Raw genomic sequence first — 14,020 nt, 5'->3', positions numbered from 1 at the left:
AGGTAATGGTAGCGTCACTCAGCATTCATCTATTCGATATCGGACTCTTTGTTCTACAGGCTAACCTCGGAATAGAGGTTTCCACAAAAACGATTACACTCATTGGAAGTGCTGTCCTCCTTGTGCTCCTCGGACTCTCTGCCTTCTTTTCCTCATCCGAAATTGCGATGTTCTCGCTCGCGAAGCACCGAATCGACGCATTAGTTGAGAAGGGAACACCAGGCGCACAAACGGTTGCGGATCTCAAATCAGATCCGCATCGCTTACTACTGACCGTCCTTGTTGGGAATAACCTCGTCAACATTGCGATGTCATCGATTTCGACAGTGATTGTGGGGTTCTACTTCGAACCTAGTTCTGCAGTTCTCGTCTCAACATTCGGGATTACATCGATTGTCCTACTTTTCGGTGAAAGTGCTCCCAAATCCTATGCGGTTGGAAATACCGAATCATGGGCACTCCGTATCGCACGCCCGCTAAAATTCGCGGAATATGCTTTCTTTTCTCTGATTGTTATTTTCGACTACCTCACTCGAATGGTTAATCGTGTCACTGGCGGACAATCAGCCATTGAGACATCATACGTGACTCGGGATGAGATTCAAGAAATGATTGAAACGGGAGAGCGCGAAGGAGTGTTCTCGCCTCCTCGCCTATCGTCTTGGGGTCGATGCCGTTGGCTTGTAACGTTCGTAGAAAGTAATCGTCGAACTCGACGAGCATCTCTCGACCTTGTACGTCTCTGCCGACATTCTTGAAATAGACCACATTGAACAGTGGCTCGCATCCCCCGGATGTATTAGCGATCATACTCGTCGTCTCGGTCGGTGCGATAGTCGCCGTGCTGTGGTTGCGTAATGGAAATCCATTGGCCCAGTTCGTTGCCTTACGACCCGTGTGTCGCGAGAACCACTCTGGATACGCAGTCGGGGTCGCATATTTGGAATTAGCCCATTGCGGGAACGTGCCGCGCTCAGCTGCTAGCTCGTGACTCATCTGCTTCGATTCTTGGGTGATGTGTGCCATGAGTTGGCGGGCGATTTCGTACGATGCTGGTGTCCCATATCGAACCCCGAGTTGGACGAGTAGTTCGGCGAATCCCATGATTCCTAGCCCAATCTTCCGAAGTGCAGCAACTTTTGATTCAATTTCAGGGATCGGAAACGCCGATGCCGAAATCACGTTATCAAGAAACCGTGTGCCGTCCCGGACGACGGTCGTAAGGTGGTTCCACTCGATGGCCTGGTCGAGGAACTCTGTGACGAGGATCTCAAGGTCGTCGTTACCGTCGGTTTGGAAGTCGAACCATGGTGTCGTGTCGTCTCTTGCCATCAGTGAAAGATTCACGTGACCAAGGGTGCAGGCCTCGAAGGGTTCTAATCCTTGCTCACCACAGGGATTGGTTGCATCGATGGAGTGGTCAGGGTGAACCGTCACGTCGAACGAGTGGTCACGGTTCGTCGTATCGAGCATGAACAGTCCTGGCTCACCGTTGCGCCATGCGCCATCGACGAAGAGAGTCCAAACGAATCTGGCTGGCAGAGTCATCGATTTCCCGATTTCGAGATCCGTGGCTCCGCGGTACCGTTCGATGTCGGTGATTGTGTGGGCGTAATCGCGTCAGATGTTTTCTTCAACAGTGAGCGGTGACGCATCCTCGAACTCTGTGCTATAGAACTGGGCGGTTTCCTCCGTGACCAGTTGGTGCGTCCCTGTTCGCGGGTTGAAAAGTGAATAGCGACGATCGGCACTCACTGCGTTGTAGAACTCATCGGTAATTCCCACCGAGAAGTTGAAATTCGGGAACTCTCCCTCAGTTCGTTTGGCGACACAGAAACGACCAATGTCCGGATGGTCGGCACGCAAAATGCCCATTTGTGCCCCTCGACGTTTGCCACCCTGCCTGATCTGTTCACACATGGTATCGTAGACACGCATGAACGAGACGGGGCCACTTGTCGTCCCGCCGGTCGACCAAATTCGGTCACCCCGAGGCCGAAGCTGCGAAAATGAATATCCGACGCCACCGCCGCTTTGGAAGATAGTGGCGGCCTGTTTCACCGTCTCGAAGACCGAATCGATCGAATCGTGGGGCGTAAGGACGAAACATGCCGCCAGTTGTTGGATATCTGTGCCAGCGTTCATCAGTGTCGGGGAATTCGGCATGAACTCAAGTCGAGTCATCAACTCCTCGAACCGAGTTGCCCAGTGCTCGACATCGTTCCCGTAGGTTGCCTCCACCATCGCGATGTTCCGAGTGACCCGTTCGAACAATTGGTGGGGCGTCTCGATGACGTTCCCGGTCGCATCTGTTTGGAGATATCGGGCAGGGAGAACCTTTTGCGTCACGTTCGTCGTCAGTCGCTCTTCGAGCGGGTCGTTAGTGACCGGTTTGATAGGCAGGGTTATGGAGTCCGTGGACATGATGGGTAGTTAGGCGTCTGACGTAAATCGATCGCCGATTTCGATGAGCTACCGACTCCCCCGATTAGTGTGAAAGAGAGAGTCTGTCGGTGGTACGAGCACCTACGAACGCTCATGAACCGGGAAGGCGATCTCGACAGTCGCCTTGTATTCGGTAATCGCACCGTTTTCGACAGACGCGGTCCAATCCTCGATCTCCACACCACGAATTTCTTCGACCGTCTGGCTTGCTTGTTCGACTGCTTCACGAGCAGCATCTTCCCAGGATTCGGTCGACGTTCCCAGTACTTTGATGATTTTCACGGCTGTCATCGCAGGTCTGAGAACGACACGCAGTCTCAAAAGTGTGAGTGCGTTTATACCATGGGAGAACGGGGACAATAAGGGAGTACGGTTGAGTCCCAGATCAAGTTGGTGTTCAGGCCGCATTTTATATTCATCTGCTCTGTTATCTCCATATGAATCATCTGAACAGACTTCTTTCCCCTTGTAAGACCTCACGTTACTTCATCCCCGGAAAACAGCGGTGAGAAGAGTGAATCTCTATAGCAAGGCCCATTGGGGTACTGGGTATGAGCGAGCACGTTCTTGTCCCGTTAGATGGGTCTCCCCAGGCTGATCAGGCGCTTGAGTACGCTCTAACAGTCCCTGACGTAGAAATCAACGTTATAACCATCATCAACCCGTTTGATGTCGATCCACTCACACCTGGATATCAATCGCCTGTTGGCAAATCAGGGATGCCAGCCTATTCTCAGGAGTGGTACGAAAAGTATTGGAACGACGCTGAAGAACTGCACGAACAGGCGCGAGAGCGGGTCGAAGAACACGAACTGCCGTTCGAAAGCGTGATTAAGATGGGTGATCCAGCACATCAAATTGTGGAGTACACTGCGGATCACGACATTGACCATATTATCATGGGTACACACGGTCGGACTGGACTTTCACACGTTGTGCTCGGCTCGGTTGCCGAAAAAGTGGTACATCGTTCCCCGGTCATGGTCACAGTCGTCCGATAACCCATTTTATTCCGAGAGGAATTCTTCGAATCGGGAGTGCAGTTCTTGGACTTGATCTTCTGTGAGGTCGATAATCGCAATCCGTCAATATTCGGTGTGTTTTGATTCAGGTAGCGGATGAAGGTACCCGTCAATCTGAATGATCTTCTGGCCGTCCTGCTCTTTCTCACGAACTTCGAGTTGGTCGTAATGCATCGGTAGCACCTTTGACTGCCAAGACGATATCCGCTTTCACGTCTTTGACGGCCATTCGATGTTCAGCTCAACACCACAGTCCCGGACTCTGTGTTCGTCATACTCCACCTAACCATTTCTGGGAGATGAGTACCCCAATGGTACCTCCCAATTAAGGAAACGCCACTCCTATACTAGAAAGCAGCCATGTACGAGAAAATTCTCATCCCAACCGACGGGAGTGCGAGTGCCGAAGGTGCGATAGCACATGGGATCGCGCTCGCGAATCATTACGGTGCAATGATCCACGCCTTGTACGCGGTCGAGCTCGGTTATGCGAAAGAGGATTTTACTGATGATTCGGTTTGGGTCTCACTCTACGAAGAGCGCGAACAGGAAGGCGAACGCGCCACCGAGGGAGTCGAAACGAAAGCAAGTTGTGTAAACGAGGCTATCGAGGTCATTCGAAGTACTCGTCACGGGGCTCCTGCTAACGTCATTCTCGACTATGTAGACGAGCATGATATCGACCTCATCGCAATGGGCACACATGGTAGAACAGGCGTCGACCGATATCTACTCGGAAGCGTTACGAACGCTGTTGTTCGAGGGTCGCCCATTCCCGTTCTCACTGTCCGCGTGACCGAGCAAGCGCAAGCCACTAACTACTCCGATATCCTCATCGCCACCGATGGCAGTCCTGGCTCTACAGGCGCAATCGAGCACGGGACCGATATCGCCACCCGGTACAATGCAACAGTCCATGCTCTCTATGTCGTCGATAGTAAGTACGGGACAAGTTCGGTGGTCCGCGATATGCTTACGGAAACGGGACAAGAGGCCATCGAAGATATTACGGCAGAAGCTTCATCCCTCAATCTTCAAACTGAGGAGATGGTTGTCGAGGGGTTCCCACACAAGGATATCCTCGAATATGCTGAGAAACATGATATCGACATGATTGTTCTTGGAACGCATGGGCGGACAGGACTCGATCGTTTCGTGATGGGGAGTGTCGCCGAACGAGTCGTCAGAACCGCTCACACACCTGTATTGACGGTTAGATCAGACGAGCAGGAAGGTGACCTACAATCGTGATGAGCGGTCTTGTTTTGGCGCATACGGATGGAGACGAAAGACGCATGAGACGACAAGCTTCCGGTGTGAGAACGGATTTCGATGACGCCATGCGTCGGTGAGGAGAAGATATAGGCTACCAACTCCCGTACTAGTGGGAGAGATGAACGACGCAATACACCAGTTAGTAGAGATACCTGTGGACGGAGTCAGGCTTGAGGGTGAACTCATCGTTCCAGAGAGTGCAACCGGACTCGTGGTGTTCTCCCACGGAAGCGGAAGCAGCAGAAAGAGCCCACGAAACAACTACGTCGCTTCGGTCATTCGTGAGCGGCAGGTAGGGACGTTACTCTTCGACTTGCTCACCGAGGAAGAAGATATGACCTACGAGACGCGATTCGACATTCCTCTGTTGACCGAACGTCTGCTAAAAGTGACCGAGTGGCTTGAAGAGCAGGACGCCACCAAAGACCTCCAGTACGGGTACTTCGGGTCGAGTACGGGTGCAGCCTCCGCACTCCGTGCGGCAGCACGGCTCGACCCGACTGCGGATGCGGTCGTCTCGCGGGGCGGGCGTGTCGACTTGGCAGCCGACGTGTTAGACCAGGTAGAAGCACCTACACTCTTTCTCATCGGGGGACGGGATTACCAAGTACTCGACCTCAATCGCGAAGCATACGAGAAGCTCCAGTGTGAGAAGAATCTCGAAGTCATCGGAGGGGCGGGGCATCTGTTCGAAGAACCGGGTACGCTCGACCGTGTCGCGGAGTTGGCCGCCGACTGGTTCACAACCCATCTGCAGTAAACTCCACTACCATACTGCCCCCCCTGACGGCTGCATTTGAGGAGGGAAGGCATTCCTTAGCTGGAGATGGGTATAACTGTTCAAGACTCGATATCGACGATCTTTTAGTTGTATAAAAAGCAGAAGCTTCAGCACTACGCTCGTCATTTGATGGGTATGCACCATCAGCCGCTTCAGAAATCCAAATGGACGACTGCTTGCACACTTACGGCATTCCTCCTCGTTGCGACACTCACGCCCGCCCCAGTTCACGACCCACCGCGAAAAACACCATACGAACTCGACAAACTGTTCCACTTTTTTATCCACGGATGTTTCAGCTCGGCCCTGGTTCGTGTACTTGAAGACGGTCGCGAAATTCGCGAGGCGGCTGTCGTTGCGATAATCGTGTCTATCGCGTACGGTGTGTTCTTGGAGCATCTTCAGGAACGAGTTCCAGGTCGCCGGTACGAGACTGGAGATGTCCTTGCAGGTGCACTCGGATCGGTAGGATGGATAGTGGTGAATCGAAAGGCGAGAAAATCGTTCGTCATCAAGGCGAGGGAGTGAAAGCCATCGCGGTTGTGGCACTGTTAGTAAGACTCACGCCACTGGTGAAGCGTAGCTATTCGACTTCGATCTTTTTTCCACCTGGCTCAGTTGGCTCTTTCTTCGGGAGGTGGACGGTCAGCACACCGTTATTACACGATGCTGTAATGTTGTCCTCATCGACTGGCTCTGGAAGCGTGACCGATTCCCTCATCTCTCGGTGTTCACGCTCACTTCGAATGAGCGCTTCCTCACGTTCCTCGGCTTCCTGTTCGTGTTTTGCGCGGATTCGAAGTGTGTTATTCTGGATTTGGACATCGATCTCGTCTTTTTCGTAGCCCGGCACGTCGGCAGTCACGACGAACTGGTCACCTTCATCGGCGAGATCAACCAGCGAGGCCAGTCTCGGAAAGGACGTCGTAGGCTCTCCCTGCGATTTCGGTACTCTCTTCTTTCATGTGGTCGTAATGCGAAGCGTTTTCGAGGAGGCGGGAGTCGACGACACATAGCACGTGTACAGTCGCTCCATAGTGAATTGCCAGATCTTCGGCGTACCTCATGGCAACCTCCGCGCATTCGCTTCCATCCGTCGGAATAAGGATATCGTCGAAGCTCATCGTAAAGTGTCTCGTTCGTCCGCGGATCTCATCAAGTATTGGAGGCAGTAGAACCGAGGAACCCCTGTTGACGAGAAAAAATTATTGTCTGACATCAAGCTCGAACATAAATATCGATATGAGTGCCGTAGCTCTGTCATGCGAGCCCGCCGAGGAACGAACCAACCGCGAAGGCAACTCCCGCTGCAAGCAGTCCGACGGCCAGCATCTCTCCGCCCGCCTTGTACCAGCGGCGGTTCGTAACGAAACTCCGACTCGATCCGACGAGGAAGAACGCAAGGGCCGCTGCCGTCAGCGAGACCGTGAACGTCGCACTGCTCGTCAGAAAGGCCTCGAACTCAAGCGCGAGAAGATACGGGAGGAGCAGCGTCCATCCAGCGAAGACGAACGCCAGAAACGTAGTCACAGTGGTGAATATCGGCGGCCGGCCTCCCTTGGCACTGTGTTGGGCTTGCTCGTATTCGAGCGTTGAGCGTTGACTGAGATAGTTACTCGCACCCATCGAGAATCCGTCAGCGAGCAGGTTCGCGGTTCCGAGAATCAGCACGATGGCAGGATCGAGTGCAGCACCGGCAACGCCGGCGACGACGGCGAAAGTCGTAATGATGCCGTCGTTGGCGCCGTAGATGACTTCCGCGATGTAACCGCCAACATCCTCGATATCGTCCCTGAACAATTGGCCTATCATAGTGGAGAAACTCCGTGGAAAACAAAAATCCGTCTCTCGGGGGGGTTCCGATTGGCCTTCGGCGAAGAACATCATATTTGCGTATGTATCGTCATCAACCACAGCTTTTTCCACTACTAGGTAGTTGCTCATGGCATGGGGGATATCAAATCCGTGCAGATGGGCGAGGAAGAACGGAACGAGTTTCTCACGACTGGGGGAACTGGCGTTATTTCATTCCCGGCTGGCACCGACGAATCACCGTACACGCTACCGGTATCATACGGGTATGATGCGACCGCCACTCGCTTCTACTTCAGACTCGCTTTCAGCCCAGACAGCAAGAAAGAAGAGGTTATCGATCGTCCTATCTCGTTCGTTACGTACGACAAGACGGAAGATGGGTGGCGTAGCGTCGCCGTTACGGGACGACTGAAAGAAGTGGCGGAGGCTGACATCGACTCGGACATCGTGCAAGGAATACGGCACGTCGACATTCCGATCGTCGATGTGTTCGATCGCCATCCAAGGGAGGTTTCATTCCGCTTTTTCTACCTCGATCCCGACGAACTGACGAGTCGGAAAGAGCCTTGAACTGAAATCTGAGAACTCTTTGGAGTAATAGTCAAATATGCACCCTCGGTAGACCTCGGTGGTATCGTGATACCAGTCCACGACTGTTCATAACTGAAGAGAAATCACCAGTAATAATTCAGGCTACCGTAGGGGAGTCGGCCTGCTATCGCTCGTGATTTGCATGGTTATGGTCGGCTACCTCCCACGACTTTAGTCGTGGGCTTTCGCCTCGAACCTGTGTGAACTACACTACTCCGTAGGACGAGACCGCGCTCTGCACCGCCGGTTGATGACAAAAACTTGTTAGGAAGGCTACGTGAATATATGCTTTCGTGGAGTACCTTGACGACAGGGGGGAGAGCAAAATGGACATTGCTGACATCGTTTCAACCGAGTACGTCGAATGCGACGTTGGGACGTCGATTTCGAAAATCGCAGGAACGTTCGAAGATTCGAACGTTAAAGCCGTAGTAATTACGGACGACGGTGAGTACACGGGTGTTATCACCCGTCGGCAGCTCACCACTTCACATACGCATCCCGACGAGAAAGCCGGTTCGAGGGTCTGGCATGTCCCACGACTTGCTCCCGACGAAGACGTTCGGAAGGTCGCACAACTGATGATCGACAGCGACTCACAACTCCTCCCTGTATTCGAGGATCGAGAGATGATCGGCGTCGTCACCGTCGACGGAATTCTCCAGAAGGTCAAATCATTCCTCAACGCGGCGACCGTCAACGACGCTTACACTGACGACCTTGTCTCGGTGAATTTGGAATCGACAGTTGGCGAGGTGCTTCACATCTTTCGTGAGCACCGGATTACGCATCTCCCAGTCGTCGAGGATAGCACGGCGGTCGGCATTCTCAGCCTCTACGATGTGACCGATCTAGCGGTCAGATCCATCCAACAGAGTCAGGGTGGCAACCCAGGTGGGACGGATTCGTACGGCGGCGACCTCTCCGATAGTGCTGGTCGCGCTCGGCGTGGCGGCTTTGGTGCCCGAGAAGGGGAACTGGCACGGATTCTTGACCTGCCGGTTCGGGACGTGATGATCTCGCCGGTGCGAACGATTCAACCTGATCAGACGCTCGAAATGGCCGTCGACGAGATGTTCGAGATCGGCGAGTCGTCGCTCGTTGTCACGGACGACGGCCGTCCCGACGGGATCGTCACCAAAACGGACGTTCTCGAGTCGCTCACGTGGGAGGCCGAAGGCAATCGAGCCGTTCAAATCTACGGCACTGACCTGTTAGACGACATGTATGACGAAGTCATGGCGATGGTCGAGAAGTTCGACGATAGGGATCACGGGATGAACGTTCTCGACGCGAAGATCCACCTGCACAAACACGACGAGAAACTCCGTGGGACGCCACTTTTGCTCGCGCGCATCCGCCTGCACACCGACCGAGGACTGTATATCGCCTCTGGAACGGGGTACGGTGCGAGTCACGCACTTCACGAAGCACGTGATGTTTTGGAGCGACGAATACGCGACAAGAAGACGCACGGGCGAAGCAAAAAGCACCCGGACGAAGAGTACTGGGAAAAGCGGTTTGGCTGGATACTTGAAGAATAGCCCGGGTTCCATCAAATGGTCAAAGTTGGCCGAATCACGAACTGCAATATCGATAGCAACCCACAGCAACCGTCTCTGAGATCAGAGTCACGGCACCAGACCCTCAGCACTCAGCGTTTCCCGAGCGATACAATATTAATGTTCGAAATCAAACGCCTCGTACTCGACGTTTTGAAACCTCACGAACCAGACCTCCTCGAGTTTTCCGAAGCCGTCGCTCAATGTGGGGGCGTTTCCGGAGCGAATGTCATGTTGCTCGAAACTGATCGCGAGGTGCAAACCATCAAGATAACGGTGGAAGGTGACGACATCGATGCCATCGCTGTCGAAGAAACAATCGATAGTCTCGGGGGAACTATCCACTCGTTCGACGAGGTGGCATGTGGCGAGATACTCGTCGAGGAAAGCGAGACACGACAGAACTTCAGATAATGGCATGGATGGACGACGTACGCGAACTCCTTCGAAAAGAAGAAGTTCGGTCGATTTCACGTCGATATTTCATCTCCAACGGCTTCGACGGCACGCTGACGAGCATCGGAATCATCGTCGGAGCGTATCTTTCGGGAGTCTCGGACGGAATTACGGTGTTCAAGATTGTGTTGGTGCTGCGGTCGGCCTTGGGACATCTGGTATCTGGAGCGTCTGGGAAATCGAACGCGCTGAGAAACGGGCGGAAATTCTGCAACTCGAGCGAGCGATGCTCACCGACCTCGATGACACTAAAATAGAACGCCAGAAAGCTGGCGCACGAAAAGTAAACGCCGTAATGAGTGGAATCGGGCCGCTCATTGGAATCTTCCTTCCACTGCTTCCGTTTTTACTCCACGGGGTGTATCTCTCACTCCTCGAAGCGACGGTAATCGCGGTTAGTATCGGTGTCGGTGTGCTATTCGTGTTTGGCGCGTACCTTGGCCAACTGTCGGAACAGAACTGGTACATCGCAGGCGTTCGAATGGGGCTTGCAGGGCTCGTCGTCGCACTCATCAATCTCCTCCTCACAGGATAATGGATTGGTACGACCGACCAATTGACGAAGTGTACTCAACGTTGGACGCCGATGAAACGGGGCTGACGTCGACCGAAGCCGAACGACGGCTGCAGACGGTCGGCCCGAACGATATTCGGGAGACACAACAGTGCTCCCCTCTCTCGATCTTCGTCGCCCAATTTTCGAGCGTCCTCATCTGGGTGTTACTCGTCGCTGCGGGCCTCTCCTTTTGGGTCGGGCATACTGTAGATGCAGTGTTGATTGCGATTATCGTTGTCGCAAATGGTGTATTCGGATTCGTTCAGGACTATCGCGCCGAACAAGCCCTGCAAGCGCTTCGCTCGATGAGTTCCCCCTCCGCCATCGTGATTCGGGATGGTGGCGAACAGCGGATCGACGCGCGGAAACTCATTCCCGGAGATATCGTCCGATTAGATGAGGGGAGTGCGGTGCCCGCAGATGCGCGGCTCATCGAGAGCCATTCGTTGGAAGTGGACGAGGCCCCGCTCACGGGTGAGAGCATCCCGGTAGAAAAAGAAACGGGCACCATCGAGTCAGACACCGAACTGGCCGAGCGATCGAACATGGTGTATAAACAGACTAACGTCGTCCGCGGACATGGAACAGCACTGGTCGTTGACACAGGGATGGAGACGCAAGTTGGGAAAATAGCGACACAACTTCTCGAAGTCGATGCACAACAGACCCCACTTCAACGTGACCTCGATACGCTCGGTACTCGTCTTGGGGTCGGTGTTCTTGCCCTGTCAGCGCTTCTCGTCCCCCTACTCGTAGTTGGTGGGACATCCCTCATCGAGGCCAGTCTCACTGCTGTATCGTTATCGGTTGCAGCGATCCCGGAGGGTCTCCCTGCGGTCGTGACGCTTACGCTTGTACTCGGTGTTACCCAGATGGCGTCTGAGCGCGCGCTCGTTCGAACACTCCCATCGGTTGAGGCTCTCGGTGCGGTCGATACGATCTGCACCGACAAAACGGGAACGCTCACTGAGGGACAGATGCAGGTGACCGACGTGTGGATGTTCGACGATGTTCGCCGAGTATCGACTGAACTGGTCAAGTCACACCTCCGATTCGAGCTGCTGTTCGAAATCGGCGTCCTCTGTAACAATGCCAGTCTTGAAGCGGATTACGGGGATCCCACCGAGAGCGCCCTGCTTGACGCTGGTATCCGCAGCGGGATCGATGTCGAGAACCTCCGCCAGTCGCGTCCGAGACGAGATGAACTCCCCTTCACGTCGGATCGAAAACGGATGACGACGGCTCATGCTGAACACGTATACATGAAAGGAGCCCCAGAAGTGGTAGTAAAGCGGTGTACCCGAATATTGACCGCTGACGGTGTGACGACGCTCGATGAGCCGACGCGGACTAGGGTGCTGGAGCAAACCACTGCATTCGCTAATCGAGCCCTTCGAGTGCTTGGATTCGCATACAAGGATCGAGACGATGACGGTGACTGGGAGGAAAACCTCATATTCGTGGGGTTACAGGGTCTCATTGATCCTCCCCGCGACGAAGTGAAGCCCGCGATCGAGGAAACGTACCGGGCAGGCATCGACGTGAAGATGCTAACTGGTGACAACCACGTGACGGCACGGGCAGTCGGTGAGCAGCTTGGCATTACGTCGGAGGTAATCTCCGGTCGTGACCTCGACGAATTGGACGATCAAACCCTTCGAACGACAGTTGAAGAGATTGATGTGTTCGCGCGGGTGACACCGGAACACAAAGTTCGCATTCTTCGCGCGTTACAAGCAAATGAGCATATGGTAGCGATGACCGGCGACGGTGTGAACGATGCGCCTGCACTCAAAAACGCAGATATCGGCATCGCAATGGGCGTCAGAGGAACCGACGTGGCGAAAGAGAGCAGCAATATCGTCCTTCTAGACGACAACTACGCGACGATCACAAACGCCGTCCGTCAAGGTCGAACCATTTTCGACAATATTTGGAAGTTCGTCGCCTATCTCTTGAGTGCAAACGTTGCCGAAGTGCTCCTGGTGTTTATCGCATCCTTGTTTGGCTATCTCATTCTCCCAGCGGTTCAGCTGTTGTGGATTAATCTCCTTACCGATGGGCTTCCTGCATTAGCACTTGGAACGGATCCAGCGAGTAAGGACGTGATGGATCGACCACCGCGTCGTAACGACCGGCGGGTGATCGATCGAGCAATGGTATTGCTCATTGGCGGCATCGGGACGGTGGCGACGGTCATCCTCCTCGGGGTGATGGTCCTGACATTGGCTGGTGCCCAATCGGTCACGCCCTACGCCATGACGATGGTTTTCACGGGGTTCGTTGTTTTTGAATTTGCGAAGCTCTTCGTGATACGGTGGACGCGTGAGACAGCACTCACAGCGAATCGCTGGTTGATCGTTGCCGTCGTTGCGTCCTTTTGCCTCCATCTCGCTGTCTTATATACGCCGCTTCAACGATATTTCGGCACCGTTCCACTCACGGTTTTTGATTGGGGGATTTTGTTCGGTGCAGTAGCCATTGCACTCCCACTCTTTCTCGGAGTTGCAGTCAGTGTTAAACACATCTCGTTGCATCGACCCCGTACGTGAGATCCTTCCCGGGCTAAACGGCGAGTTTTCTCCTCTCATCTCCGTAATCGAATTAGCGGATGAATCTGCTACTGGATTCGTGAGGCGTATTCTCGGGCACAAACCACAACGTTCTGTGTTGGAGATGATAGTTGGTCGAGTGTCGTGTGAAGTCTTACTGTTGCTGGCTAAGATGATGTCACGCTGTATTTACGAGACCACCATCTACAACGATCGATTCGCCAGTAACATAACTCGAAAGGTCACTCGCGAGGTATAGCGCGGTTTTTGCGACCTCATCAGGTGTTCCAAAGCGACGTAAGGGAACCAGTTGTTCCATCTGTTCTCCTGTTTCGCTTCCGATAATTGGGACATCTTCTTTGGTCATCGTTGTCTCAATTACGCCTGGGTGAATCGCATTCACTCGAATTCCCTTTGAACCGAGTTCGGCGGCCAACGAGTACGTGAGCAGGCGGATTCCTCCTTTCGACGCACAGTACGGAGAGAGTTCGCTATATCCGAGGATACCTGCAATACTCGAGATATTTATGATACTGCCGCACCCGGTATCGCTCATTCGAGTAGCTGCCGCTTGTGATCCATAGAACATACCATTCAAATTTATATCGATCAACTGTTGGTACTCTTCGAGGTCAATTTCACTGACCGGTTGTTGCGGCCCGACAATTCCAGCGTTGTTCACCATCACATCTAAACTGCCGAATTCGGTTTGTGCTCGCTCGACAACCGTTGTAACGTCCCCTGGATCACTGACATCGCATTGCTCGAACACCGCTGTCGAATCCATCTGCTCGTTGATTTGTGTGTGCGTTGGTGTGCCACTCTCCCGTGGTTCTTCCTTGAGGTCGGCGACGACGACCTTAGCGCCATTTTCGGCAAACCGGAGTGCGATGGCGCGTCCAATTCCACTGGCTCCACCGGTGATAACCGCTGTGTTGTCAGCTAATAGCTCCCCCATAAGGAGT

The 14,020-nt window shown here is 53.6% G+C and carries 13 protein-coding genes and 3 pseudogenes; 10 read left to right on the top strand and 6 right to left on the bottom strand.

Features of this window, described 5'->3' with window-relative positions; translation table 11 throughout:
• Positions 1–5 precede the first annotated feature (5 nt).
• Positions 6–638 (top strand): annotated as a pseudogene (locus tag LIX15_RS29805) (CNNM domain-containing protein); the annotation flags it as partial.
• Here the strand turns inward: LIX15_RS29805 and LIX15_RS29800 are convergent.
• Together LIX15_RS29800 and LIX15_RS29795 are read right to left on the bottom strand one after the other, a co-directional pair.
• Positions 550–2,424: pseudogene (locus tag LIX15_RS29800) on the bottom strand (adenosylcobalamin-dependent ribonucleoside-diphosphate reductase). The pseudogenes LIX15_RS29805 and LIX15_RS29800 sit on opposite strands and share 89 nt — an antisense overlap.
• 102 nt (positions 2,425–2,526) lie before the next feature.
• Positions 2,527–2,736 carry a dodecin family protein gene (locus tag LIX15_RS29795; RefSeq protein WP_227779039.1) on the bottom strand — a complete coding sequence of 70 codons (210 nt, stop codon included), beginning with the start codon at positions 2,734–2,736 and terminating at the stop codon, positions 2,527–2,529.
• A 260-nt stretch (positions 2,737–2,996) separates the two neighbouring features.
• On the opposite strand from LIX15_RS29795, the gene LIX15_RS29790 reads away from it, so the two are divergent.
• From LIX15_RS29790 to LIX15_RS29775, 4 genes are all read left to right on the top strand, one after another.
• Complete coding sequence (locus LIX15_RS29790; protein ID WP_227779038.1) at positions 2,997–3,446, top strand: universal stress protein; 450 nt, start codon at positions 2,997–2,999, stop codon at positions 3,444–3,446.
• A gap of 381 nt (positions 3,447–3,827) precedes the next feature.
• The gene (locus tag LIX15_RS29785) at positions 3,828–4,718 is read left to right on the top strand and encodes a universal stress protein (RefSeq protein WP_227779037.1); all 891 of its coding nucleotides are present in this window, start codon (positions 3,828–3,830) and stop codon (positions 4,716–4,718) included.
• Positions 4,719–4,860: 142 nt separating this feature from the next.
• Positions 4,861–5,502, top strand: coding sequence for a dienelactone hydrolase family protein (locus LIX15_RS29780; protein WP_227779036.1), 642 nt, complete (start codon positions 4,861–4,863; stop codon positions 5,500–5,502).
• 150 nt (positions 5,503–5,652) lie between these two features.
• Positions 5,653–6,051, top strand: coding sequence for a VanZ family protein (locus tag LIX15_RS29775; RefSeq protein ID WP_227779035.1), 399 nt, complete (start codon positions 5,653–5,655; stop codon positions 6,049–6,051).
• A 55-nt stretch (positions 6,052–6,106) separates the two neighbouring features.
• On the opposite strand, the gene LIX15_RS29770 is transcribed toward LIX15_RS29775, so the two are convergent.
• The 3 genes from LIX15_RS29770 to LIX15_RS29760 all read right to left on the bottom strand — a co-directional run bounded on the left by LIX15_RS29770 (position 6,107) and on the right by LIX15_RS29760 (position 7,335).
• Positions 6,107–6,424, bottom strand: coding sequence for an Hsp20/alpha crystallin family protein (locus tag LIX15_RS29770; RefSeq protein WP_227779276.1), 318 nt, complete (start codon positions 6,422–6,424; stop codon positions 6,107–6,109).
• Positions 6,417–6,647, bottom strand: a complete 231-nt coding sequence (locus LIX15_RS29765) for a universal stress protein (RefSeq protein WP_227779034.1) — start codon at positions 6,645–6,647, stop codon at positions 6,417–6,419. The genes LIX15_RS29770 and LIX15_RS29765 overlap by 8 nt, the downstream gene beginning before the upstream one ends.
• A gap of 136 nt (positions 6,648–6,783) precedes the next feature.
• The gene (locus LIX15_RS29760) at positions 6,784–7,335 is read right to left on the bottom strand and encodes a VIT1/CCC1 transporter family protein (RefSeq protein ID WP_227779033.1); all 552 of its coding nucleotides are present in this window, start codon (positions 7,333–7,335) and stop codon (positions 6,784–6,786) included.
• A gap of 135 nt (positions 7,336–7,470) precedes the next feature.
• Here LIX15_RS29760 and LIX15_RS29755 point away from each other — a divergent pair, with 135 nt between their 5' ends.
• The 5 genes and pseudogenes from LIX15_RS29755 to LIX15_RS29735 all read left to right on the top strand — a co-directional run bounded on the left by LIX15_RS29755 (position 7,471) and on the right by LIX15_RS29735 (position 13,055).
• Positions 7,471–7,908, top strand: a complete 438-nt coding sequence (locus LIX15_RS29755) for a pyridoxamine 5'-phosphate oxidase family protein (RefSeq protein WP_227779032.1) — start codon at positions 7,471–7,473, stop codon at positions 7,906–7,908.
• A 347-nt stretch (positions 7,909–8,255) separates the two neighbouring features.
• On the top strand, positions 8,256–9,473 hold the full coding sequence (locus LIX15_RS29750) for a CBS domain-containing protein (protein ID WP_227779275.1): 1,218 nt from the start codon (positions 8,256–8,258) through the stop codon (positions 9,471–9,473).
• A 138-nt stretch (positions 9,474–9,611) separates the two neighbouring features.
• Positions 9,612–9,905: a DUF211 domain-containing protein gene (locus tag LIX15_RS29745; protein WP_227779031.1), complete on the top strand. Its 294-nt coding sequence runs from the start codon at positions 9,612–9,614 to the stop codon at positions 9,903–9,905.
• A gap of 8 nt (positions 9,906–9,913) precedes the next feature.
• Positions 9,914–10,482, top strand: a pseudogene (locus tag LIX15_RS29740) (VIT1/CCC1 transporter family protein).
• The gene (locus tag LIX15_RS29735; protein WP_227779030.1) at positions 10,482–13,055 is read left to right on the top strand and encodes a cation-translocating P-type ATPase; all 2,574 of its coding nucleotides are present in this window, start codon (positions 10,482–10,484) and stop codon (positions 13,053–13,055) included. The pseudogene LIX15_RS29740 and the gene LIX15_RS29735 overlap by 1 nt, the downstream one beginning before the upstream one ends.
• 178 nt (positions 13,056–13,233) lie before the next feature.
• Here the strand turns inward: LIX15_RS29735 and LIX15_RS29730 are convergent, their stop codons facing one another.
• A complete protein-coding gene (locus tag LIX15_RS29730; RefSeq protein WP_227779029.1) occupies positions 13,234–14,013 on the bottom strand; it encodes an SDR family oxidoreductase in 780 nt (259 codons plus the stop codon).
• Positions 14,014–14,020 lie beyond the last annotated feature (7 nt).

The organism is Haladaptatus pallidirubidus, assembly GCF_020700235.1.
GTDB classification, from domain to species: domain Archaea; phylum Halobacteriota; class Halobacteria; order Halobacteriales; family Haladaptataceae; genus Haladaptatus; species Haladaptatus pallidirubidus.
Note: the sequence above shows the minus strand (reverse complement) of the source record. Positions and strands in the feature narration are given on the sequence as shown.

What these genes read in the sequence shown, in the direction of transcription:
- LIX15_RS29795 (WP_227779039.1), bottom strand. Translation starts at nt 2,736, where the DNA reads ATGACAGCCGTGAAAATCATCAAAGTACTGGGAACGTCGACCGAATCC.
- LIX15_RS29790 (WP_227779038.1), top strand. Translation starts at nt 2,997, where the DNA reads ATGAGCGAGCACGTTCTTGTCCCGTTAGATGGGTCTCCCCAGGCTGAT.
- LIX15_RS29785 (WP_227779037.1), top strand. Translation starts at nt 3,828, where the DNA reads ATGTACGAGAAAATTCTCATCCCAACCGACGGGAGTGCGAGTGCCGAA.
- LIX15_RS29780 (WP_227779036.1), top strand. Translation starts at nt 4,861, where the DNA reads ATGAACGACGCAATACACCAGTTAGTAGAGATACCTGTGGACGGAGTC.
- LIX15_RS29775 (WP_227779035.1), top strand. Translation starts at nt 5,653, where the DNA reads ATGGGTATGCACCATCAGCCGCTTCAGAAATCCAAATGGACGACTGCT.
- LIX15_RS29765 (WP_227779034.1), bottom strand. Translation starts at nt 6,647, where the DNA reads ATGAGCTTCGACGATATCCTTATTCCGACGGATGGAAGCGAATGCGCG.
- LIX15_RS29760 (WP_227779033.1), bottom strand. Translation starts at nt 7,335, where the DNA reads ATGATAGGCCAATTGTTCAGGGACGATATCGAGGATGTTGGCGGTTAC.
- LIX15_RS29755 (WP_227779032.1), top strand. Translation starts at nt 7,471, where the DNA reads ATGGGGGATATCAAATCCGTGCAGATGGGCGAGGAAGAACGGAACGAG.
- LIX15_RS29750 (WP_227779275.1), top strand. Translation starts at nt 8,256, where the DNA reads ATGGACATTGCTGACATCGTTTCAACCGAGTACGTCGAATGCGACGTT.
- LIX15_RS29745 (WP_227779031.1), top strand. Translation starts at nt 9,612, where the DNA reads ATGTTCGAAATCAAACGCCTCGTACTCGACGTTTTGAAACCTCACGAA.
- LIX15_RS29735 (WP_227779030.1), top strand. Translation starts at nt 10,482, where the DNA reads ATGGATTGGTACGACCGACCAATTGACGAAGTGTACTCAACGTTGGAC.
- LIX15_RS29730 (WP_227779029.1), bottom strand. Translation starts at nt 14,013, where the DNA reads ATGGGGGAGCTATTAGCTGACAACACAGCGGTTATCACCGGTGGAGCC.